Annotated in this window: 19 protein-coding genes; 11 read left to right on the top strand and 8 right to left on the bottom strand. The window is 74.2% G+C overall.

Translation table 11 applies throughout. The annotated features are described in order from the left end of the window. Positions 1-8: 8 nt before the first annotated feature. From AB0I67_RS29700 to AB0I67_RS29690, 3 genes are read left to right on the top strand one after another with little or no spacing between them, the layout of a single operon-like run. Entirely contained in the window at positions 9-347 is a 339-nt protein-coding gene (locus AB0I67_RS29700; protein ID WP_357929892.1) for a TcmI family type II polyketide cyclase, read from the top strand. Positions 348-361: 14 nt separating this feature from the next. After that, a complete protein-coding gene (locus AB0I67_RS29695; protein WP_357929889.1) occupies positions 362-1387 on the top strand; it encodes a methyltransferase in 1026 nt (341 codons plus the stop codon). Next, the gene (locus AB0I67_RS29690) at positions 1384-3030 is read left to right on the top strand and encodes an FAD-dependent monooxygenase (RefSeq protein ID WP_357929887.1); all 1647 of its coding nucleotides are present in this window, start codon (positions 1384-1386) and stop codon (positions 3028-3030) included. Before AB0I67_RS29695 ends, AB0I67_RS29690 begins: the two co-directional genes overlap by 4 nt. Here the strand turns inward: AB0I67_RS29690 and AB0I67_RS29685 are convergent. After that, a complete protein-coding gene (locus AB0I67_RS29685) occupies positions 2966-3319 on the bottom strand; it encodes a DoxX family protein (protein ID WP_357929885.1) in 354 nt (117 codons plus the stop codon). The two genes, AB0I67_RS29690 and AB0I67_RS29685, sit on opposite strands and share 65 nt — an antisense overlap. A gap of 194 nt (positions 3320-3513) precedes the next feature. Beyond that, positions 3514-3837, bottom strand: coding sequence for an antibiotic biosynthesis monooxygenase (locus AB0I67_RS29680; RefSeq protein WP_357929883.1), 324 nt, complete (start codon positions 3835-3837; stop codon positions 3514-3516). A 168-nt stretch (positions 3838-4005) separates the two neighbouring features. Between AB0I67_RS29680 and AB0I67_RS29675 the strand changes: the two genes are divergently transcribed. From AB0I67_RS29675 to AB0I67_RS29640, 8 genes are all read left to right on the top strand, one after another. Beyond that, positions 4006-5013 (top strand): methyltransferase, encoded by a 1008-nt coding sequence (locus AB0I67_RS29675; protein WP_357929880.1) that lies wholly within the window; start codon positions 4006-4008, stop codon positions 5011-5013. Then, entirely contained in the window at positions 5010-5336 is a 327-nt protein-coding gene (locus tag AB0I67_RS29670) for an antibiotic biosynthesis monooxygenase family protein (RefSeq protein ID WP_357929877.1), read from the top strand. Before AB0I67_RS29675 ends, AB0I67_RS29670 begins: the two co-directional genes overlap by 4 nt. Next, positions 5333-5728 (top strand): cupin domain-containing protein, encoded by a 396-nt coding sequence (locus AB0I67_RS29665; protein WP_357929874.1) that lies wholly within the window; start codon positions 5333-5335, stop codon positions 5726-5728. The genes AB0I67_RS29670 and AB0I67_RS29665 overlap by 4 nt, the downstream gene beginning before the upstream one ends. After that, on the top strand, positions 5721-6983 hold the full coding sequence (locus AB0I67_RS29660) for a beta-ketoacyl-[acyl-carrier-protein] synthase family protein (RefSeq protein WP_357929871.1): 1263 nt from the start codon (positions 5721-5723) through the stop codon (positions 6981-6983). Before AB0I67_RS29665 ends, AB0I67_RS29660 begins: the two co-directional genes overlap by 8 nt. Then, a complete protein-coding gene (locus AB0I67_RS29655; RefSeq protein WP_357929869.1) occupies positions 6980-8275 on the top strand; it encodes a beta-ketoacyl synthase N-terminal-like domain-containing protein in 1296 nt (431 codons plus the stop codon). The genes AB0I67_RS29660 and AB0I67_RS29655 overlap by 4 nt, the downstream gene beginning before the upstream one ends. A gap of 92 nt (positions 8276-8367) precedes the next feature. Beyond that, positions 8368-8625: an acyl carrier protein gene (locus tag AB0I67_RS29650; protein WP_357929866.1), complete on the top strand. Its 258-nt coding sequence runs from the start codon at positions 8368-8370 to the stop codon at positions 8623-8625. Positions 8626-8627: 2 nt separating this feature from the next. Then, the gene (locus AB0I67_RS29645) at positions 8628-9098 is read left to right on the top strand and encodes an SRPBCC family protein (protein ID WP_357929863.1); all 471 of its coding nucleotides are present in this window, start codon (positions 8628-8630) and stop codon (positions 9096-9098) included. A 28-nt stretch (positions 9099-9126) separates the two neighbouring features. Next, on the top strand, positions 9127-9603 hold the full coding sequence (locus AB0I67_RS29640; protein ID WP_357929860.1) for a pyridoxamine 5'-phosphate oxidase family protein: 477 nt from the start codon (positions 9127-9129) through the stop codon (positions 9601-9603). 30 nt (positions 9604-9633) lie between these two features. Here the strand turns inward: AB0I67_RS29640 and AB0I67_RS29635 are convergent, their stop codons facing one another. The 6 genes from AB0I67_RS29635 to AB0I67_RS29610 are packed head-to-tail and all read right to left on the bottom strand — an operon-like array spanning position 9634 to position 19614. Continuing rightward, the gene (locus tag AB0I67_RS29635; protein ID WP_357929857.1) at positions 9634-11541 is read right to left on the bottom strand and encodes a TOMM precursor leader peptide-binding protein; all 1908 of its coding nucleotides are present in this window, start codon (positions 11539-11541) and stop codon (positions 9634-9636) included. Next, complete coding sequence (locus tag AB0I67_RS29630) at positions 11534-13441, bottom strand: YcaO-like family protein (protein WP_357929854.1); 1908 nt, start codon at positions 13439-13441, stop codon at positions 11534-11536. The genes AB0I67_RS29635 and AB0I67_RS29630 overlap by 8 nt, the downstream gene beginning before the upstream one ends. After that, entirely contained in the window at positions 13441-14796 is a 1356-nt protein-coding gene (locus AB0I67_RS29625) for a SagB family peptide dehydrogenase (protein WP_357929851.1), read from the bottom strand. The genes AB0I67_RS29630 and AB0I67_RS29625 overlap by 1 nt, the downstream gene beginning before the upstream one ends. A gap of 4 nt (positions 14797-14800) precedes the next feature. Then, complete coding sequence (locus AB0I67_RS29620; RefSeq protein WP_357929849.1) at positions 14801-15838, bottom strand: thiopeptide maturation pyridine synthase; 1038 nt, start codon at positions 15836-15838, stop codon at positions 14801-14803. A 25-nt stretch (positions 15839-15863) separates the two neighbouring features. Continuing rightward, entirely contained in the window at positions 15864-16715 is an 852-nt protein-coding gene (locus tag AB0I67_RS29615) for a lantibiotic dehydratase C-terminal domain-containing protein (protein ID WP_357929846.1), read from the bottom strand. Next, positions 16708-19614: a lantibiotic dehydratase gene (locus AB0I67_RS29610; protein ID WP_357929843.1), complete on the bottom strand. Its 2907-nt coding sequence runs from the start codon at positions 19612-19614 to the stop codon at positions 16708-16710. Before AB0I67_RS29610 ends, AB0I67_RS29615 begins: the two co-directional genes overlap by 8 nt. Between the last annotated feature and the right edge of the window lie 38 nt (positions 19615-19652).

Raw genomic sequence — 19652 nt, 5'->3', positions numbered from 1 at the left:
GGAGCGCCATGCACACCACCCTCATTGTCGCCAAGTTCAAGCCCGGCAGCGAGGCCGAGATCGCCCGCCTGTTCGCCGAGTCCGACGCCACCGAGCTGCCGCACCTGATCGGCGTCACCCGGCGCAAGCTCTTCACCTTCCACGACATCTACATCCACATGGTCGAGGCCGAGCAGCCGGTGGCCGGGCCGCTGACGCGCAACCACGACAACCCGCTCTTCCAGCAGATCAGCAAGGCGCTCGACGAGTACATCACCCCGTTCGAGGGCCGCTGGGGCTCGGTCCAGCAGGCCTCGGCGCGGCAGTTCTACCACTGGGAGCCGGGCGCCGGACCGGCGGCCCGCTGATGAAAGGACCCGACATGACCGTCGCGGAACCGCCGCAGATCAACCAGCGCCCGCTGTTCGGGGTGCTGACCGGCACCTGGTTGTCCCAGGCCGGGTACGTGGTGTGCGAGCTGGGCGTGGCCGACCACCTGTCCGACGAGCCGCGCGACATCGCGGAGGTCGCCGCCGCCGTGGGCGCGCACCCCGACTCGCTCTACCGCGTCATGCGGGCGTTGTCGGCGGTCGGCGTCTTCATGGAGACCGGCCCCCGGCACTTCGCCCTCAACGACGAGGGCCGCATGCTCCGCTCGGACTCGCCCTCCTCCTTCAAGCACTTCATCCTGCTCAACGGGCTGGAGCACATCAAGCTCTTCGCCGAGCTGCTGCCCAGCGTGCGCTCCGGCCGCCCGGCTTCGGAGAAGGTGTACGGCAAGCACCTGTACGACTACATCGGCGAGCACCCGGAGCTGCGCGACCACTTCTTCGCCGCGCACGGCAGGACCGCGCCCCGGGTGGCCATGGCCGCCCTGTCGGAGATGGACTTCTCCGGCGCCCGCACCGTGGTCGACCTCGGCGGCGGCGACGGCGCGCTCCTGGAGCACGTGCTCAAGGACAACCCGCACCTGAAGGGCGTGCTGTTCGACCTGCCCGACACCCTGCCCTACGCCCGTGAGCGGCTGACCGCGCAGGGCCTGATCGACCGGTGCGAACTGGTCGGCGGCAGCTTCTTCGACTCGGTCCCGCCCGACGGGGACGTGTACGTGCTCGCGCACTGCCTGCACAACTGGAACGACGAGAAGTCGGCCGAGCTGCTGGCCACCATCCGCGCCACCATGCCGCCGCACGCGCGGCTGCTCGTCCTCGAACACCTGCTGGAGGGCGAGGGCTTCAGCCTGGCGAAGCTGATCGACCTGCTGATGATGGCGGTCGACGGCCGCGAGCGCAGCGAGGAGGAGGTCCGGGTGCTGCTCGACAAGTCGGGCTTCGAGGTCAGGTCGGTGCGGTCGGTGCTCTTCCCCGGGCTGCCGTCCGACAGCGTGATCGAGGCCGTCCCGGTATGAGCGCCGCCGAGGAGGTCCCCGTCCTGATCGTGGGCGCCGGGCTGGCCGGGCTGTCGGCGGCGGTGTTCCTGTCCGCGCACGGGGTGGCCTGCCAGGTGGTGGAGCGGGCGACGGGGCCCTCGCCGCTGCCGCGCTTCCGCGGGCTCACCGTGCGGTCGATGGAGCTGTTCCGCTCGGTGGGCCTGTCCGGCGCCATCGAGCGGGCCGGCACCCCCGGCGGCGACATCGGCGGGATCGCGCGGGTGCGGAACCTGTCCGCGCCCGGCGCGGTCTGGGAGACGGCCGCCTGGGAGGACGACGCGGCCGGACTCAGCCCTGCCGACGCCTGCGCCTGCGACCAGAACGTCCTGGAACCCATCCTGGCCGAGCACGCCGTCCGGCACGGAGCCGTGCTCCGCTACGGCGTCGAGGTCACCGGGCTCCAGGACGGGGAGCCGGCGGCGCTCGTGCGGCTGCGCGAGCGGGCCTCCGGCGCCGAGTCCGTCGTGCCGGCCCGGTACGTCATCGCCGCCGACGGGGCGGGCAGCACCGTGCGGCGCCTGCTCGGTGTCGCCCGGCACGGCCCCGGCGTGCTCGGCCACCAGGTCAGCGTGGTCTTCGAGGCCGAGCTCGCCGCCGAGCTGGAGGGCCGCCGGTTCGGCGCCTGCTACGTGGAGGACGTGGGCGGCGCGTTGCTGCCCCGCGACGGCGGCCTGTGGCAACTGTCGGTCTCCTACGACCCGGACCGGGGGGAAGGGCCGCAGGACTTCACCGAGGAACGCTGCCTGCGGCTGATCGAGACCGCGCTGGGCCGCCCGGAACCGACGGCGCGGGTGCGCGGCGTCGGCCCCTGGGACGTCGCGGCGGCGGTCGCCGACCGGTTCAGGGCCGGCCGCGTCTTCCTCGCCGGGGACGCCGCGCACGTCATGCCGCCGAGCGGCGGCTTCGGCGGCAACACCGGGATCCAGGACGTGCACAACCTGGCCTGGAAGCTGGCCGCCGTCCTCGACGGCACCGCCGGGACCGATCTGCTGGACAGCTACGACCAGGAGCGGCGCCCGGTCGCGGACCTGACCCTGGTGCACGCGCTGGCCCGCATGCCCCTCTCCTGGCTCGCCGCGGACGGCGCGGCCCCGCCGCCCCTGCCGCCGCAGCTCCCGCACAACACCGTCTCCCTGGGCTACCTCTACCCGCCGCACCCGGGAGGCGGCGGGACGGAGAACCCGAGGGAGCCGTCGGGGCGGCCGGGGTCGAGGGCGGCGCACCTGCCCGTCGAGACCGCCGGGGGGCGCACGTCCACGCTCGACCTGTTCGGCCCCGGCTGGACCCTGCTCACCTCGGCGCCCGGCTGGTCGGAAGCGGTCGCGAAGGCCGCCGCGGACCGGCCGGGCCTGCGGCTGAGCGAACACCGCGCCGGGCCGGGCGGTGACGTGCGTGACCTGACCGGCCGCTGGGCCACGGCCTTCGGCACCGGCCGCGACGGCGCGACGCTGGTCCGGCCGGACGGCTTCGTCGCCTGGCGGGCCCAGGCGCTTCCCGCCGACCCGGCCGCGGAGCTCTCGGCCGCGCTGGCCGGTGCGCTGATGATCGAGGGTGCGCTCAGAGCGTGGTCAGGAGCAGAGCCAGCGTCACCGCCGAGAACACCACCAGGAACACCGGCATGAGCGCCGGCGGGCGGCGCTTGGGATCGCCGTAGTCGCCGGCCCGCACATGGGTGACGACGGCTCCGATCATCAAGAGCACCAGCCCGCCGGCCGCGGCCACACCGAGCCAGCGGACCGCTATGCCGATCAGCAGCCCCGCGGAGGCGGCCAATTCGAGCGCGCCGATGACCGCGGTCATCTGCCGGCTCACGCCGAGTTCTTTCAGCCCGGCCACGACTTTCGCCTGGCCGAACAATTTCATGGCGCCGGAGCCGAGGAAGGATATGGCCAGGATGACGCTCAGCGTCACGGCGGCAGTCTCCATCGGATAAGCCTCTCTTACTCGGTCCATTATCGGAGAATTACCGGGTAATGGCTCGGTTAATGACGAGCTGGTGACGGGGTGATGGTACGACGTTAGCGGTATAAAGTCAAGTTAGAGGCACTAACGAAAGCACCCCTGGGCGTAATCGCTCCAGGGGTGCGCCGATGTCCGGCCGCCGGTCAGTCCGCGTCGTGGCAGTACACGACCTCGTACGCCATGGGCTCACCCTTGGTGAGCTCGCCGATCGGCCGGAAGTGCGGCTCCACGGCGGGATCGCGGACCATGGCCTCGAAGTCCTCGCGCCGCCGCCACTGGGTGTAGTCCACCACCACGTAACCGTCCACGCTGGCGTGCACATTGGTGGAGACATAGCCGGGACGGTGCTGGATTACCGCTTTGTGAGCGGCGATGATCCGGTCGATTAGCCGCTGCTGGTTACGCGGTTCCGTACGGAAAACATTGATGAAGGTGGCGAAGTCCTGGCCGGTCGAGATCTCAGCCATGGCAGGTTGTGTCCCTTCCTCGAACGGGATTCACGGTCGATGTCAGATTAACTTGACCGGGGCTATGAAAGATAGGCCTATTCATTTACGCTGACCGCAGACCAATCCACAGAGAGGCAGAGGCGGATATTCGTGAATACTCGCGTTGAAACTCCGGACCCGCTGCTCGTGACGAGACTGCGCGAACTCGGCATGAGCCTGGGATTCGCCGGCGCGCTGCGCGCGGGCGTACGGCTCGGCCTGCCCGACGCCCTGGGCGACGAGCCCGCGCACGCGAGCGCCCTGGCCGCCGCGGTTGGCGCCGACGCCGAGACGCTCGACCGCCTGCTGCGCGCGCTGACCAGTCACGGCGTCTTCGAGGAGGTCGGCGAGAGCCGCTACGCGCACACGGACCTGTCCCGGCTGCTGCGCGAGGACGCCCCGGTCGGCGTGCGGTACATGGTGCTGTGGGCGAGCGCGCCCTGGACCTGGGAGGCCTGGCCCCGCCTGGAGGAGGCGGTCCGCACCGGCAAGGCGGTCTTCCCCGACATCTACGGCAAGGAGTTCTTCGCCTACCTCAAGGAGGAGGACGAGTCCCAGGCCGAGGTGTTCAACCGGGCGATGACCCAGTCGAGCGCCATCACCTCCGCGGCGGTCGCCGACACCCTCGACCTCACCGGGGTCGCCACCGTCGCCGACATCGGCGGCGGCCAGGGCCACCTGCTGCGCACCCTGCTGGAGCGCCACCCGCGGGCCCGCGGCGTGCTGTTCGACCTGGAAGCCGTCGTCGCCGGCGCCGACGCCGCGCTGCTGCCCGGCGGCGGCCTGGCCGAGCGTGCCACGGTCGTCGGCGGAGACTGCCGCCGCGAGATGCCCGTCGAGGCCGATCTGTACATCTTCAAGAACGTCCTGGAGTGGGACGACGAGAGCACCCTCAACGCCCTGCGCCGCGTCGCCGAGGCGGCCCCCACGGGCGCCCGCGTGGCCCTGGTGCAGAACCTCGTCGAGGACAGCTCCGAGCTGAAGGTCACCACCACCATGGACCTGTTCCTGCTGCTCAACGTCGGCGGACGCAAGCACACCCGGCGCAGCCTGAGCGAGCTGATGGAGCGCGCCGGCATCCAGTACGACTCCGTCCGCCCGGTCCCCGGCACCAGCCTGCACGTCGTCGAGGGCACCGTGCTGGAGCCGGCGTGAGCGCGGCGGACAGCAGGCTGCGGGTGATGCTCCACCTGCGCGCCGACGGGGAAGGGGAACTCGTGGCCGCCTACGACGGCATCCGCCACGACGTCGCCGCGGCCGACGGGCACCTCAGCGACCAGCTGCTGCAGTCGCTCGAGGACCCCGGCCAGTGGGTGATCACCAGCGAGTGGGAGAGCGCCGAGCACTACGCTCGCTGGGCGCGCGGCCACCAGGTGGACCGGCTCGCCGCCCCCATCGTGGCGGTGAGCGACGACCGCAGGCACGAGCGCTACGCCATCCGCAGGCACACTTCGCTCGACGCCGGGGAGCGGGCATGAGCGCGCCGGAGATCCGCGTCGTCGACCTCGCCGAGGTGCCGGGCAACACCAAGCGCGGCGGCGACCTGCGCGTGCTCCTGAGCCCGAAGACCGTCGGATCCACCTCCGGCTACATGGGCGTGGCGGTGCTGCGGCCGGGCGAGCGCGTCAACGAGCACTACCACCCCTACTCCGAGGAGTACCTGTACGTCACCACCGGCTCGGTCACCGTCGACCTGGACGGCAAGCCGTACGAGCTGAGGGCGGGACAGGCCGTCCTGGTCCCCGTCGACGTACGGCACCGCGTCCGCAACACCGGCGCCGAGCAGGCGCACATCGCCTTCTTCCTCACCCCCCTGGCCCCCCGCCCCGAACTCGGCCACGTGGACACCGAGGAGGGCCCGGGTGACTAGACGGACGGTGGTCACCGGTGTCGGGGTGCTCGCGCCCGGCGGCGTCGGCAGCAAGGCCTTCTTCGGCCTGCTCGCCGAAGGCCGGACCGCCACCAGGGCCATCACCCTGTTCGACGCCACCGGCTTCCGCTCCAGGATCGCCGCCGAGTGCGACTTCGACCCCGCCTCCAACGGGCTCGACCCGCAGGAGGCGGCGCGCATGGACCGCTACGTCCAGTTCGCGGCGGTCTCGGCCCGCGAGGCGCTGGCGCACGCCGGCCTGGACGGCGACTGGGCCGACCCGTGGCGGGTGGGCGTCTCGCTCGGCACCGCCGTGGGCGGGACGACGCTGCTGGAGAACGACTACATCGTGGCCTCCAACCGGGGCCGGGCCTGGCTGGTCGACCACCGCTACACCTCGCCCTTCCTGCACTCGGCCTTCTCGCCCGGCCCGCTCGCCGGGGAGATCGCCGAGCTGACCGGCGCCCAGGGGATCGTGCAGACCGTCTCCACCGGCTGCACCTCCGGCCTCGACGCGGTCGGCTACGCCCACCAGGCGATCAAGGAGGGCCGGGCGGACGTGATGATCGCCGGGGCGGCCGACTCGCCCATCTCGCCGATCACGGTGGCCTGCTTCGACGCCATCCGCGCCACCTCCGCGCGCAACGACGAGCCGCACCGCGCCTCCCGGCCCTTCGACCTCGACCGCGACGGCTTCGTGCTCGGCGAGGGCGCCGCCGTCCTGGTGCTGGAGGAGCGCGAGCACGCCATGCGCCGGGGAGCGGAGATCCTCTGCGAGGTGGGCGGCTACGCCACGCACGGCAACGCCCACCACATGACCGGCCTGACCCGCGAGGGCGTGGAGATGGCCGAGTCGATCACCTGCGCGCTGGCGGAGGCCCGGCTCGACCCGGAGGAGGTCGACTACGTCAACGCGCACGGCTCGGGCACCAAGCAGAACGACCGGCACGAGACCGCCGCCTTCAAGCGGGCGCTCGGCGAGCACGCCCGGCGGGTGCCGGTGAGCTCGATCAAGTCGATGGTGGGGCACTCGCTCGGCGCGATCGGCTCCATCGAGCTGGCCGCCTGCGTGCTGGCGATGGGGGAGGGCGTGGTGCCGCCCACCGCCAACCTGGAGACGCCCGACCCGGAGTGCGACCTGGACTACGTGCCGATCACCGCCCGCGAGCGGCGGCTCGACGCCGTGCTGTCGGTGGGCAGCGGGTTCGGCGGCTTCCAGTCGGCCGTGGTCCTCGACCGCGGAGGCAGCCGATGACCGGGACCACGACGACGACCGGGACCGCCATGACCGGGACCGCCATGACCGGGACCGCCACGACCGGGATCACGGCGGCCAGGACGGCGGTGATCACCGGTTTGGGCGTGCTGGCCCCGACCGGCCTCGGCGCCGAGGCCTACTGGGCGGCCACCAGCGCCGGACAGTGCGCGATCGGGCCGATCACCCACTACGACGCCGGCGCCTACCCGCTCACCGTGGGCGGGCAGTTGCCGGGCTTCGACGTCGGCGCGCACGTCGAGCGGCGCTGGGTGGTGCAGACCGACCGGTTCACCCACATCGCGCTCGCCGCCGCCCAGCTCGCCCTCGACGACGCCGCCCTCGACCCCGCGCGGCTCCCGCCGTACGGGATGGGGGTGGTCACGGCGAGCTGCGCAGGCGGCGTCGACTTCGGCCAGCGCGAGATCCAGGGCCTGTGGACCGAAGGGCCCGGCGCGGTCGGCCCCTACCAGTCCATCGCCTGGTTCTACGCCGCGAGCACCGGCCAGATCTCCATCCGGCACGGACTCAAGGGCCCGTGCGGCGTGCTGGTCACCGACGAGGCGGGCGGGCTCGACGCGCTCGCCCACGCCGCGCGCGAGATCGGCCGCGGGCGCGCCGCGATGCTCGCCGGCGGCGCCGAGGCGCCGTACGCGCCGTTCTCCCTCGCCTGCCAGTACGGCCACGGCCTGCTCAGCGGGCAGCGGGACCCCAGCCGCGCCTACCTGCCGTTCAGTGCCTCGGCCGGCGGCTTCGTCCCGGCCGAGGGCGGGGCGATGCTGGTGGTGGAGGAGGCGTCGGGGGCGCGCGAGCGAGGCGCCACGCCCCGCGCCGTGATCGCCGGGCACGCCTCGACGTTCACCGGCGCCTTCCGGCCCGGACCCTCGGCCGAGGGCCTGGCCCGCGCCGCGGCGCTCGCGCTGGCCGAGGCGGGCCGGTCCGCGGCCGACGTGGACGTGGTCTTCGCCGACGCGCTCGGCACGCCGGAGGCCGACCGCGCCGAGGCCGAGGCGCTGCGCATCCTGTTCGGGCACCGGGCGGCCGCCGTGCCGGTGGCCGCGCCCAAGGCCGGCACCGGCCGCGCCTATGCCGGATCGGCCGCGCTCGACACCGCCTGCGCCGTGCTCAGCATGGAGCAGGGCCTGATCCCGCCCGTGCCCAACCTGACCGACCCCGCCCACGACCTCGATCTCGTGCGCGGCACCGCGCGGCGGGCCGACCTGGAGACCGTGCTGATCCTGGCCCGCGGCCTGTACGGCGGGAACTCCGCCCTGGTCCTGACCCGCCCGTGAACCCCGTCCCTTGAACCCGCCCCCATGAACCCCGCCCCCATGAACCCCGCCCCCATGAACCCGCCACTGAACCCGCATCGCAGGAGGAGCCCATGACCGAGCTCACGCTGACCTACGAGGAACTCGCCGAGATCATGAGCAAGAGCGCGGGCGTCACGGTGCCGGCCGAGACCCTCGAATCGCCCACGGTGCGCTTCGAGGACCTGGAGGTCGACTCGCTCGGCCTGCTGAGCATCGTGGCCGAGCTCGAACGGCGCTACCGGCTCACCCTCGGCGCCGAGGCAGAGTCGAGCCAGACGCCCGGCGAGCTGCTGGCCGCGGTGAACGACCGCACGGCGAAGGCGGTCTGACCATGCCCGCGCACACCGAGAACGAGATCGTGATCGCCGCGCCGCTCGGCTTCACCTGGGACGTCACCAACGACGTGGCCGGCTGGCCGGACCTGTTCAGCGAGTACGCCGCGGCCGACATCCTCGAACGCGACGGCGACCGGGTGCTCTTCCGGCTCACCAAGCACCCCGACGAGCAGGGCCGGGTGTGGTCGTGGGTGTCGGAGCGCGTCGCCGACCCGGCCACCCGTACGGTCACCGCCCGCCGGGTCGAGCCGGGCAACTTCGCCTACATGAACATCCGCTGGACCTACGAGGAGGTCGCCGGCGGCACCCGCATGGTGTGGATCCAGGACTTCGCGATGAAGCCCGACGCGCCCGTCGACGACGCCTGGATGGAGAGCAGCATCAACGACAACAGCAAGATCCAGATGGCTCTGATCAAGGAACGCGTCGAGGCGCGCCACCGCGAGGCGGCCGGCCGCGGGGTGTGACCGGCACCGAGACAGAAGGGGGCGGACGTTGTCCGACCAGAAACTGAAGGCGGTCGTCCGGCGGACGATCGCGAAGCAGACGTTCTGCACCATCGCCACCTCCTCCGCGGCCAACCGGCCGCACGTCGCGGGCATGCTGTACGCGCACGCGGGCGGCAAGCTGTACATGGCGACGCTGGAGTCCACCGTCAAGGCGCGCAACATCCGGGAGAACGGCCACGTCGCGATCTGCGTGCCGAGCCGGCGCATCCCGTTCGGCCCGCCGTACACCCTGCAGTTCCAGGGCACGGCCGAGCTGCTCCCGGCCAAGGACCCGCACATCCAGGACCTGCTGGCGGCCGGCTCGCTGAAGGCGATCACCTCGCTCGGCGAGGCCGACATGCCGGGCATCTGCTTCATCGTCGTCACGCCCGGCCGCCGCGTGGCCACCTACGGGCTGGGCGTCTCGCTCATGACCTGGATCCGCTCGCCGCTCGAGGCCGCCAGCTCCGTCGAGCTGACCTGAACCGGCGCGGTCGGCCCGCCCCCGCGACCCTCACGGGAAGGGATGCGGGTGCGGGTTGACGCGCGCGGGCGACACCGCCCGGTACAGCCGGGGCAGGCCCGCCGTCCGCCGCCGGTCGTGCCCGAAGGTCATCGGCAGCAGGCCGGGGATCAGGACCTTCACGCAGGCGAAGCCGCCCGCCCGGTGCTCGGCCGAGGTCTGGTCCACCACCAGCACGTCCAGGCCGCTGTCCAGGTAGCGCGCCAGCAGCCCGGCCAGGTCGTCGCGCAGGTCGGCGTGCCGGAAGGCGGCCGGCACGCCGGACAGCTCCCGCGAACGCCGCGTCGCGGTCAGGAAGCGCAGCCGCTCGAAGGCCGCCGGGTGGGCGTACAGCAGCGAGTGGTCGGGCATCCCCGTGACGAGTCCGGGGTCGGCTACCATCGCCGCCGCCCGCCCGCGCTGCTCCGGATAGCGGCGGAGCAGATCGCTGAGCGCCGGGCCCAGCTCCCGCAACGCGTTCTCGGCCGCGCGCTCCAGGCTGAGCTGCGAGCCGGCCGCGCACACCGCCTTGGGCCGCCGGTCGCGCCCGTCCGGGTTGACCGCCAGCGCCCACACCGACGGCACGCCGTGCTCGGCCGTGATGTCGAACGCCGACACCCGGTAGCCGGTCTCCGCCTCCAGCGCCTCGGCCAGCAGCGGCACGCTCCCGTCCGCCGCCGAGGCGAGCCTGATCCGGGGCGGGCGCAGCCTGGCGTACCACGTCATCAGGAAGGCGTCGCGTTCGGCGACCTCCAGGACGCCGTGCAGGATCGCCTCCTCCAGGCAGCCGCCGAGCGCGCAGCCGTTGGAGATCTCGTAGGCGAACGGCGGCCGGTCCGGGTCGGCGTGCCGCAGCCCGTAGTAGGCGAACGCCTCCGGGACGAGCACCGGCCCGCCCCGCGCGAAGGAGTGCGCCCACACCCAGCGGCAGCCCGCCCGCTCGTCGAAGCGCCGGAAGGGGAAGCCCGGCCCGTAGGACTCCTCCGGATGCAGGCCGAACCGGCGCGGATCCACCGCGTGCTCGCGCAGCTCGGCGAAGGAGCCGGTCACCACCGTGCGCTTGCCGCCCGGCTCCGTCCCGCCGTAGCGCTCCAGCGCTTCGAGGACCGCGGTGACGCCGCTGCTGTGGTAGTCGCGGGTGCGGCCGAAGCCCGACTCCACCCGCGCCCCGCGCAGGCCCATCGTCGCCGCCGACACCGCCAGCCCGTGATCGTCGCCGCGGTGCAGCCGCCGTACCACGCCGCACTCCTCGTCGAGGTAGACGCGTTTCAGGTCGGCCAGCCGTACCTGCCTGACCCGGTGGGCGGCGGGCGCCGGCTTGGGCCTGGCGAGCAGGTCGAGGCGGGCCCGCCGGGCGCTGTCGGCCGGCAGCCGCCCGCACTCCTCGCACGAGGGCACCGGCAGGAACGGCCGGCGGACCACCTCCAGCCCGGCCAGGTCGACCACGAGCAGCGCGCCCGCGGTCCTGGGCGAGCGGCCCGACCGGGTCCGGTGCACCTCGTCGGCCACCAGCGCGGCGATCACCCCCGCGGCCAGCGGGGTCAGCCACTCCGACGGCCGCTCGGCCAGGGCGAGGCCGTGGCGCTCCATGACCGCCCGGTGCCCGGCGGCCTCCTCCCTGGCCCGCAGCCGCCGTTCCTCGGCGCAGCTCACGCAGCCGGGCACGCCGGGGCGGGTCAGCGGCCCGACCACGACCCGTCCGAGCTCGGCCCGGACCGGCAGCCAGGGCACCTCCCGGGCCGTGCACGTCTTGTTCACCCGCGCGTACGGCCTGCCGTCCCAGCCGTCGGCACAGACGATCACCAGCGGGACGTCCTCCGGCGCCGACGCCAGGCCGTCCGGCCCCGCCCGCAGCGCTCGCACGGCCCGCGCGACCGCGTCGGCCAGCATCCCCCGGCCGACCAGCACCGGCTCATCCATCGGCGAGCACCACCCGCACGAGGTACGGCATGAGCGAGAAGACCTCCGGATCGTGGTCGAGCGGCACCGCGACCACCCGCCGCCCGCCCCGTTCGAGCGCGGCGCACGCCTGGGCGAGCGTGATCGCCACCGGTTCGGCCGGCCGGGCACACCGGCCAGCGGGCACATCGGGCACGGGCGGCGGGGCGTAATCGGCCTGCCCGTTCTGCCGCGCCTGGTAGTGCAGCAGCGCCTGCTCCAGCGCCGCGGTCACCGCCTCGCCCGACGACAGCGCCGACGCGCACCCCACCGGCTCGCCCTCCAGACGGCACAACACGGCAGGCACGCCCAGCGACCCGGTGACGTCGTAGAGCTCGACGCGCGCCCGGATCGCGGCCAGCATCGCCAGGTACCGCCCTCCGGCCGGGTCGAGCGGCTGCCCCGCGCACGGCACCCTGGGGAAGGGGTCCTCGGCGGCGGCGAGCTCCTCGACGGTGAGCCGGTGACACAGCGCGATCACGCCCGCCGTCACCGCCTCCGCCCAGGAGTAGGCCGCCGCCGCGCCCGGCCGCGGCTCGCCGGGGAAGGCGTCGGCCGCGGGAACCCGGCAGGCCTCGCCGCTGCCCACCCGGACGCCCCACGCCCAGGCCCGCACGTCTCCCCGCCGCAGCGCGCCCAGCACCGCGGTGAGATCGTCGCCCGGCCCGGCGAGCGCCCGGCCGTCCTCGGCGACGAGGCGTCGCGGATCGGCCATGAGCGAGGCGTAGGCCGCCAGCGCTCTGAGCACCGCCCGGTAGCGGGCGAGCGCGAAGCCGAGCCCGGCCCCGGTCACGGTGATCGCTTCGGCCGTGCCCACCGGGTCGAAGACCCGCACCCGCGAGACGTGCAGCGGGACCTGCGCGAAGTCGTGCTCGTCCGGCTCGCTCACCACCCCGGCCGGGTCGCGGGCGCACGAGGCGGCCCGGGTGGAGAACTCCTCCTCGCTCAGCGGCGCTCCCCGCTCCAGCTCGGCGACGGTACGCAGCAGCCCCGCGGCCGTCGGGGGAGCGGCCGGGAGGGTGAACGGGTGCGGCAGGAACGGGCACCGGCGGCCGGCCAGGGTGGTCAGGTCGATCTCCACCATCGTGCTCTCGCCCGCCTCGACGAGCCCGGTCGCGGTGCGGAAGAGGCTCTGCGCCAGCCGTCCCGCCACCACCGCGGCCTCCGCTCCCCGCACGCGCACCGGCAGCCGGTCGGCCGGCCGTACCTCTGGGCGGGCGCTCAGCCGGAGCCAGCCCGACGACCAGGTCCGGCCCCGCTCGGGGACGGCGCCGACCGGCCCCAGCCACGCGCTGCGGCCCACCACCACGACCTGCGTCAGCGGTATCCCGCGCTCCGCGCACAGCCGGTCGACCAGCTCCGCCCGTTCCACGTCGGGCTCGTCGGCCACGTGCACGACCGGCCCGTCCGGCCCGCTGAGCAGGGCGTCGGCGCCGACGAGCTCGATGTCCCGCAGCCCGGTGAGCCGCGTGGCCCGGACGCAGGCGCCGAGCAGGCCGCCCGGCTCCGGCCCGCGCCCCGGTGCCAGGAAGCGGAGCCGGGTGGCCCGGTACCGCTGGAAGGCCTCGGCCGGGTCGGGGCGGAAGTGGCTGAGGAAGGTGACCTGGCCGCCCGCGTCCGGCGGCGCCTCGAGGGGCAGCTCCCGCACCAGGCCTTGCTCGACCAGCAGCGCGATGAGCTTGCGGACGAGCTCACGGCGGCGGGCGGGCAGGTGCTCGGTGAGGTCGGCCAGGGTGTGCGTGCCGTCCAGGTAGGGCGCGAGCAGGTCGAGCAGTCGGGCGACCGTAGGGCCCTTGAGCGACACCGACCCCGAGTGGGTGAGCACGTAGACCCCGTCCGGGCAGGCGGCGTAGTAGGTGTCCCGGCGCAGCGACAGGCCCATCAGCGGCCGGCCCCAGGCAGGCTGCCCAGCACGAGCTCGCCCACGCTGCCCTCCACGGTGGGGTCGAGGCCCGTTGCCGCCGCGAAGGCCGCGCCCTCGCCCGCGCCGAGGACGCAGCTCCCGAGCCCCATGGCGGTCGCGGCCAGGTGCAGGGTCTGCAGCAGCACGCCGGCGTGCTTCAGGATCAGCGAGTACGGGATGTCCTGGTAGCGGGCCATCAACCGGTCGAACCGGGCGGCCAGGACGAGCAGCACCTGAGGCGGGCCCGCCGAGCCGGTGGCGCGGGCGGCCTGATGCAGCAGCCGGACGAACTCAGGCCCCGGACCGCCGACCTGGTCGAGGCGGTGGTCGTGCGGGTCGTAGCGATAGAGGCCGGGCTCCAGCCCGGCGGCGAGCCGGATCACCGGGTAGACCTCCAGCTCGTAGACGGCCCCGCCGGAGGGGTAGGGACGGCTGGTGTGCCGGGCGCCGCCCGGCCCGGTGGCCTGCCGTACCCGGGCGCATCGGTGCAGCAATTCGCCCAGTTGCCCGGCGGTGACCGGGGCGGAGTCGTCATGGGCCCTGATCGAGCGCCTGGCCTCCATCACCTGGGCCAGCGGCGGGTCGTGCCGCCGCAGCCGGTCGAGGTCGGGCCGGGCCAGCCGCACAGCCGCCCGCCGGGGCGGGGCGGCCTCCTGAGGCGTGGGGGTGGTGAGGTCGCGGCGGTAGCCGAGGTCGGGGACCGTCGACCGGGTCCGATGGTGGAACCAGAGCTCGTGCGGCTGCCACAGGCGCGCCCGAGGCTCCGGGTCGCCCGCCGGTACGGCGAGGCCGGTCCGGCGCAGGTCGTGCAGGACACGGCGGCTCACCTCCCCGTGCGGGCCGGCGCTCGCGGCGTGGGAGAGCGCGCCGCAGAAGGAGGCGACTTCAGCGTCGTGCACCTCGACCCGCGCCCAGGCCATGGGCGACTCGATCACCAGGCCCTCGGCCCGCCGCATGAGCGCGAAGCGCGAGAGCACGAGTTCCGCGCCGTCGAAGCCAGGCGGCGCCGGCGGGGGAGCGAGCTCGGGCCGGACGGTGTACAACGCCCGGCCCTCGGACCAGGTGGTGACCGTCAGCCACCCCCGATCGCCGAGCAGCCCGACGAACCCCGCCACGTCGTGCTGCGGAGCCTCCGCCGCCAGATCGGCCGGCTCGGCCGGCCCGGCGGCCAGCCGGCGCAGCACGGCGAGCTTCCACACCGCCCCCTCCGTGAACGACTCGCTGCGCCGCCAGGTGACCAGGTGCAGCACCCCGTCCGCCGAGATCGCGCCGTACGCGCCCGGCCGCAGCCCGACCCGGTCGACGCAGCCGGTGCTCTCCCTTGTCGCACGCATGTGCTCACCTCTCCTGGAGCGGGGCGAAGCTGTCCTCGACGGTCCCGGCGGCCAGATGGCACAGCAGGAACCGCTCCGCGGGCGCGATCCCGAGCCGGGTGAGGTGCAGGTAGGTGGTGTTCAGGGCCAGCCTGCTCAGCGCGAAGCCGGGCGAGGCGCGCCGGGCCGCCCAGTCCGGATCGGCGAACAGGGCCCGGTGGAACGGGCTCGCCCGGCCCAGCCGCTCCTCGGCGGCGGCCTCGCCGTACGGCATGACGAAGGTGCCCGCGGCGAGCAGCGCGCGGGCGCGCGCCCGGTGGCGGCCCAGGGCCGCCACCCAATCCGGGACGTACGGCACGCGGCCCGGCTCGGTGACCACCGCGTGCAGCCGGGCGGCGAGGGCGTCGGCGTGGCGGCGGCGGTGCGCCTCCCAGGCCGCCCGGCGCTCCGGGCCGCGCGGGTCGAGGCTGAGGAAGCCCTCGGCGTGCGAGCGCAGCGAGACGAAGCCGCGGCCGATGCCGTCCTCGGTGAGCGTGTGCGCGGTCGCGACCACCAGGTCGAAGGCGGCGGCCAGCAGGCTACCCGCGCCGGCGCAGCCCTCGGTCAGGTCGAAGGCGAGGTCGGTGGTGTCGGCGTAGAAGCCGGCCAGCAGCCCGGCCATCTCGGGCGTGCCCAGGACGTGCACCCGGTCGTCGTAGGGGGCGACATGGAAGGAGTTGTCCGGGCACCACGGCTCCAGCGGCCCGCGCTCGTCCTCCAGCGCGGCCAGCCGCCGATGCTCGGGCAGGACGGCCGCCGGGTCGAGGCGGCGGGTCGAGGGGCGGGCGCGCAGGTAGCCGCCGATCAGCTCGTCCACGGCGGGCAGGACCACCTCGGCGAAGCGGTCCGGGGTGGTCCGCAGGTTGAGCCGTAGCTGCGGACCCTGCCGCCAGTGCCGCAGATGATGCGCGCCGGTCACCAGGCCGGCCAGCCGGCGGAACAGGGGCCGGACGGCGTCGAGCACCAGGCCCCGGTCGTCGCCGTGGTAGTGCACGTGGACGCTGTGCCAGCCGGCGCCGGTCATATCCGCTCCAGCGAGGTCAGCGCGGTCATGCCTGCTCCAGCCGGGCCAGCGCGCCGGCCGTCAGCCGCCTCAGCCGCGACTCCAGCGGGGGAGCCAGGCCCAGCCGGTTGCACACCAGGTGGGCGCAGAGGTCGAGCACGTCACCGGGCCGGGGCCGCCCGGCCCCGCCGCCGTCGAGCGCGCGGGCCAGGGCGGAGACCGACCGGGCCCAGGCGACCAGCGGCCAGCGCGCGGGCAGGTCGGCCGCACGCCCGGCCAGCAGCCGCATCTGCCCGGCCAGCTCCACCACCCTGGCGGGCACCTCCTCGCCCTCGGGCGCGACCGCCGGGGGACGGCCGCCGCAGAACCGGGTGAGCAGGAGCATGGCCAGCCCCGCTCCCGCCAGCCGGTCCGCCGACAGCCCGCGGGTCAGCAGGGCCAGGGCGAGCCGGCTGGACTCGTCGAAGTGCCGCTCGACCGCCTCGATGTCGGCCCCGTACCCGTACCGGCCGTGCTCGCGGCGGTAGGCCATGAACCGGACCGTGTTCACCGGAAACGGCCGCGGCTCGTAGTCGCGCACGCCCTCGCGAGCGGCTAGAGCCCGCGCCTGCGCCGCGTACTCCTCAGGGGACGGGCCGCCGGCCGCGGGATGGCGCGCGAAGTGGTCCGCGAACCGCTCCTCCACCAGCCGCCGTACGGCAGGCCGGTCGGCCGGGTCGTCCGGCAGGATCCGCAACCGCAGGTGGTTGCCGCCGTCCCAGTACCGCAGGAAGAAGCAGCGCCTCAGCAGGCCCTTGCCGGTCAGCTCGCCGACCAGCGGTGAGACCACCCGTACGAGCAGCTCGTCGAGGTCGGCGGGATGGAACGCGTGGGCGCTCACCCAGGCCGATTCATGCACGTCCGCCCTCCCCGATCTCCAGCAGGAACTCGGTGACGGCGCCTTCTGCCGTCGCCGGATCGGGCAGCGCCTCCTCGAACACCACCACCGCCCCCGCCTCCCGCACCGCCTGGTCGAGCACCAGCACCAGCAGCCAGTTGGTGAAGTCGACGTACAGCGGCTTGCGAGACTTGTCGGAGATCGCCCCGAGCCGCCCCCGCCCGGTCACCGGCGCACGGACGAAACACCGCTCCGGCAACCCGATCTCCCTGACCCAGCCGAGCACCCGCAGGTAGTAGCCCGCATCCTGCTCACCCTTGCGCTGGACGGGCACCAGCCCTGTCGGCACCGCCCACCGCGCCCGCTGCACCACCACCCGCCCCACCTCCACCCGAGGCGAGACCTCGACCCCCGCCCTTGGAGCGGGCGCCGGGAAAAGCGGCAGACTCGGATAAAGGAAGTAGCTCCCCCCGAACCCCAACGTCAGCAACCGCGCCGCCGGAGGGAGCAGAATGTCGGCCATCATCCCCAGATGCATCGGCCGCACCCGCTGATTCAGCCGCCGCGACCACAGTTGGGCGAGCCCCGTGCCCGGCTCAGGCACCACCTCAAGCTCCCCCAGCGGAATCCGCTGCTCCTCAGCCCGCCCACTCGCGGCGAAGGGATAGTCGATCTCGTAACCCGCGCTGGGCACCCGCCGATTCAACGCCGACCCGAACCCACCCCCCACCTCGGCCACCGGCAGCGGCACAGGCCAGCCCGGATCCCTGGAGACCGCCCCACCCGCCCGCTCCACCAGCTGAACCACCCTGCTACGCCCCCTGCCGTACCCGGCATGCGCCGCATTCACCACCAACCGGACGGGCCCGGGCCCGGGAATCGGCTGCACGTAGCACGCCAGCGACCCGGGCCCAGCCACCCACGCAGGCCGGCTCCCCAGCAACTCCCGCAGGGCGTCCGACCGGCTGGCCAGCGTGTCCCGCAGGTCGCTGGGCCGACCGGGCAGCGACACCCGCGGGAGGGCGGGCCCGCCGGCGGGTGACTCCTTCAGCGTGCCGGGCCAGGACTCGGTGACCGCTTGCCGGGCCGCGTCCCTGATCCGGCCGAGCTCCCGCAGGCGCGGCAGTCCGTGGTCGGCGACCAGCTCGCCAGGCGGCGCCGTCAGCACCGCGGACAGCAGCCGCCCGTGCCGGCTCTCCGGACGGGCCAGCGCCTCGTGCACGGCCCGGTGCACCACCAGGAACGGCACCCGATACTCCGGCCCGAACCGCTCCGCGCAGAACGCCCCGAGCACCACCCGCAGCGGCAACGTGGGGTCGAACGCACCCAGCCACCGGCGGACCGTATCGAGATCGTCGAGCGCGTCCGCCCACCGAGGCAACGCGCAACTCGCGGCGGACCTGGTGAAGACCGCACTCTCCCGCCCCACCGGCCCCGCACTGGGCTCCCCCGGCCCCAGGTCGCGCCCTGCACCGCCTCTGGTCAGGCCGAGCTCGTCGGCGGCCTGCTGGAGGGCTCGCTGCCGGGCACGCTCCCCGGCGAGGTCACGGATCGGTCCGGGCCTGTCCAGCGCCTCACACAGCCGCCGCACCGGCTCGGCCACCTCCGGCAGTCCGCCGTACAGAGCTGTCAGCGGCGCGAAGGGGTCGGCGGCGTGCTCGACGATCGGAGCCTGCCGTTCCAGCAAGCCGACGTCGAGGAGACCGTCGAGGAACCGTCCGATCACCTCCGCCTCGTCCGCCCGGCGGGCCAGCCGATCACGCAGACCGTCCCGGGTGAGGGGCTCGCTCGCGCCGGCCACCTGCAGGCAGTGCAGCAGCGCCGGGGTGGCCGGGAGGGACAGGATCGGCTCGTCGGGCTGGGGCCCCAGGAAGCTGATCACCCCATCGTGCAGGGTGACGCTGGGATTGGCCCGGACAGGTAGCCGGGAGCGCAACCGGGGGTCGTCGCGTAGCCGCTGTGCAAGCCGCCGCAGCGGCAGGCCGTCGAGTTCCACCACGCCCGCGACCGGTGCGCTGAGGTCCAGCGACACCGCCGGCCCGTCGGAGGTCCAGTCGGCGGTGCCGGTGATGGTGAAGGTGCTGTACGGGCTGGTCTTGGCCGCCGCCCGGCTGACGTACTTGGCCAGCCGGACCAGTGACGCCCGCCGTAGTCGCCGATCACCGTGGGCGAGCCACTTGTCCAGCTCAGCCGACAACGTGGGGCTGGCCTGGGCCAGGGCCCGCCGTAGATGCGGGTGTGCGGCTGCCTCCCGTAGCGCGGCCAGCTTGCCGGTGCTCTCCTTCTCCAGGACTTCGGGCAGGTCCGCTACTCGTCGCCGCCAGTCGCCCAGCCGCTCCACCCAGCAGGCCACCCGGGCGGCGAGCTCGTCGGGCAGGGCGCTTGCCACCTGCGGGCTCCACTCGCCGTTTCCCGGCAGGCGCCCCTGATGCAGCGCCCGCCGCAGCCCGACCACATACGGCCGAACCGCGTTCGTCAGACCCGAGCCGCCGCCGTTCGCCAGGCGCGCGTTTGCCAGGCTCACGCCCACGACACCCCCACCCACGCCTGCGTTCACCACACTCCCGACCTCCTCCACGCAGGTGGCATCCCCGGCTTCCTGGGGGGAGGCGGGCCCAGCAGGTGCTGTCGCGGCGGCGGAGACCCAGACGGGGCCGGAGGTGGGCGCGTGGGTGGTCCCGGCCACAGGGGTGGGTGCGGGGGTGGGACGCGGGGGAGGGCCGATGATGGGGTGGAGGGCTTCGGCCAGTTCGACCCCTTCGGTCCGGAGTTCGGACTCCAGGTCCACCAACGCCCCGGCCTCGGCGAAGAGCGTGTCGAACCGCAAAGACCCCAGCACGCGAGCAGGCAGCCCCGCCACGCGCACCACCAGCGGCTCGTGCACCTCCGCCCCACAGCCGGGGGCGCGTGTGGGCTCCACCGGTTCCCCCTTCGTTGCCGGGACGGTGCCGCCCGCCG

The sequence above is a fragment of the Nonomuraea sp. NPDC050310 genome (genome assembly GCF_040655795.1).
GTDB lineage: Bacteria > Actinomycetota > Actinomycetes > Streptosporangiales > Streptosporangiaceae > Nonomuraea.
This window is presented reverse-complemented; position numbering and strand designations above follow the sequence as displayed.

Coding starts and splice junctions, on each gene's coding strand:
- AB0I67_RS29665 (WP_357929874.1), top strand. CDS start 5,333: ATGAGCGCGCCGGAGATCCGCGTCGTCGACCTCGCCGAGGTGCCGGGC.
- AB0I67_RS29700 (WP_357929892.1), top strand. CDS start 9: ATGCACACCACCCTCATTGTCGCCAAGTTCAAGCCCGGCAGCGAGGCC.
- AB0I67_RS29620 (WP_357929849.1), bottom strand. CDS start 15,838: ATGACCGGCGCCGGCTGGCACAGCGTCCACGTGCACTACCACGGCGAC.
- AB0I67_RS29625 (WP_357929851.1), bottom strand. CDS start 14,796: ATGCGTGCGACAAGGGAGAGCACCGGCTGCGTCGACCGGGTCGGGCTG.
- AB0I67_RS29635 (WP_357929857.1), bottom strand. CDS start 11,541: ATGGATGAGCCGGTGCTGGTCGGCCGGGGGATGCTGGCCGACGCGGTC.
- AB0I67_RS29630 (WP_357929854.1), bottom strand. CDS start 13,441: ATGGGCCTGTCGCTGCGCCGGGACACCTACTACGCCGCCTGCCCGGAC.
- AB0I67_RS29680 (WP_357929883.1), bottom strand. CDS start 3,837: ATGGCTGAGATCTCGACCGGCCAGGACTTCGCCACCTTCATCAATGTT.
- AB0I67_RS29655 (WP_357929869.1), top strand. CDS start 6,980: ATGACCGGGACCACGACGACGACCGGGACCGCCATGACCGGGACCGCC.
- AB0I67_RS29690 (WP_357929887.1), top strand. CDS start 1,384: ATGAGCGCCGCCGAGGAGGTCCCCGTCCTGATCGTGGGCGCCGGGCTG.
- AB0I67_RS29645 (WP_357929863.1), top strand. CDS start 8,628: ATGCCCGCGCACACCGAGAACGAGATCGTGATCGCCGCGCCGCTCGGC.
- AB0I67_RS29650 (WP_357929866.1), top strand. CDS start 8,368: ATGACCGAGCTCACGCTGACCTACGAGGAACTCGCCGAGATCATGAGC.
- AB0I67_RS29695 (WP_357929889.1), top strand. CDS start 362: ATGACCGTCGCGGAACCGCCGCAGATCAACCAGCGCCCGCTGTTCGGG.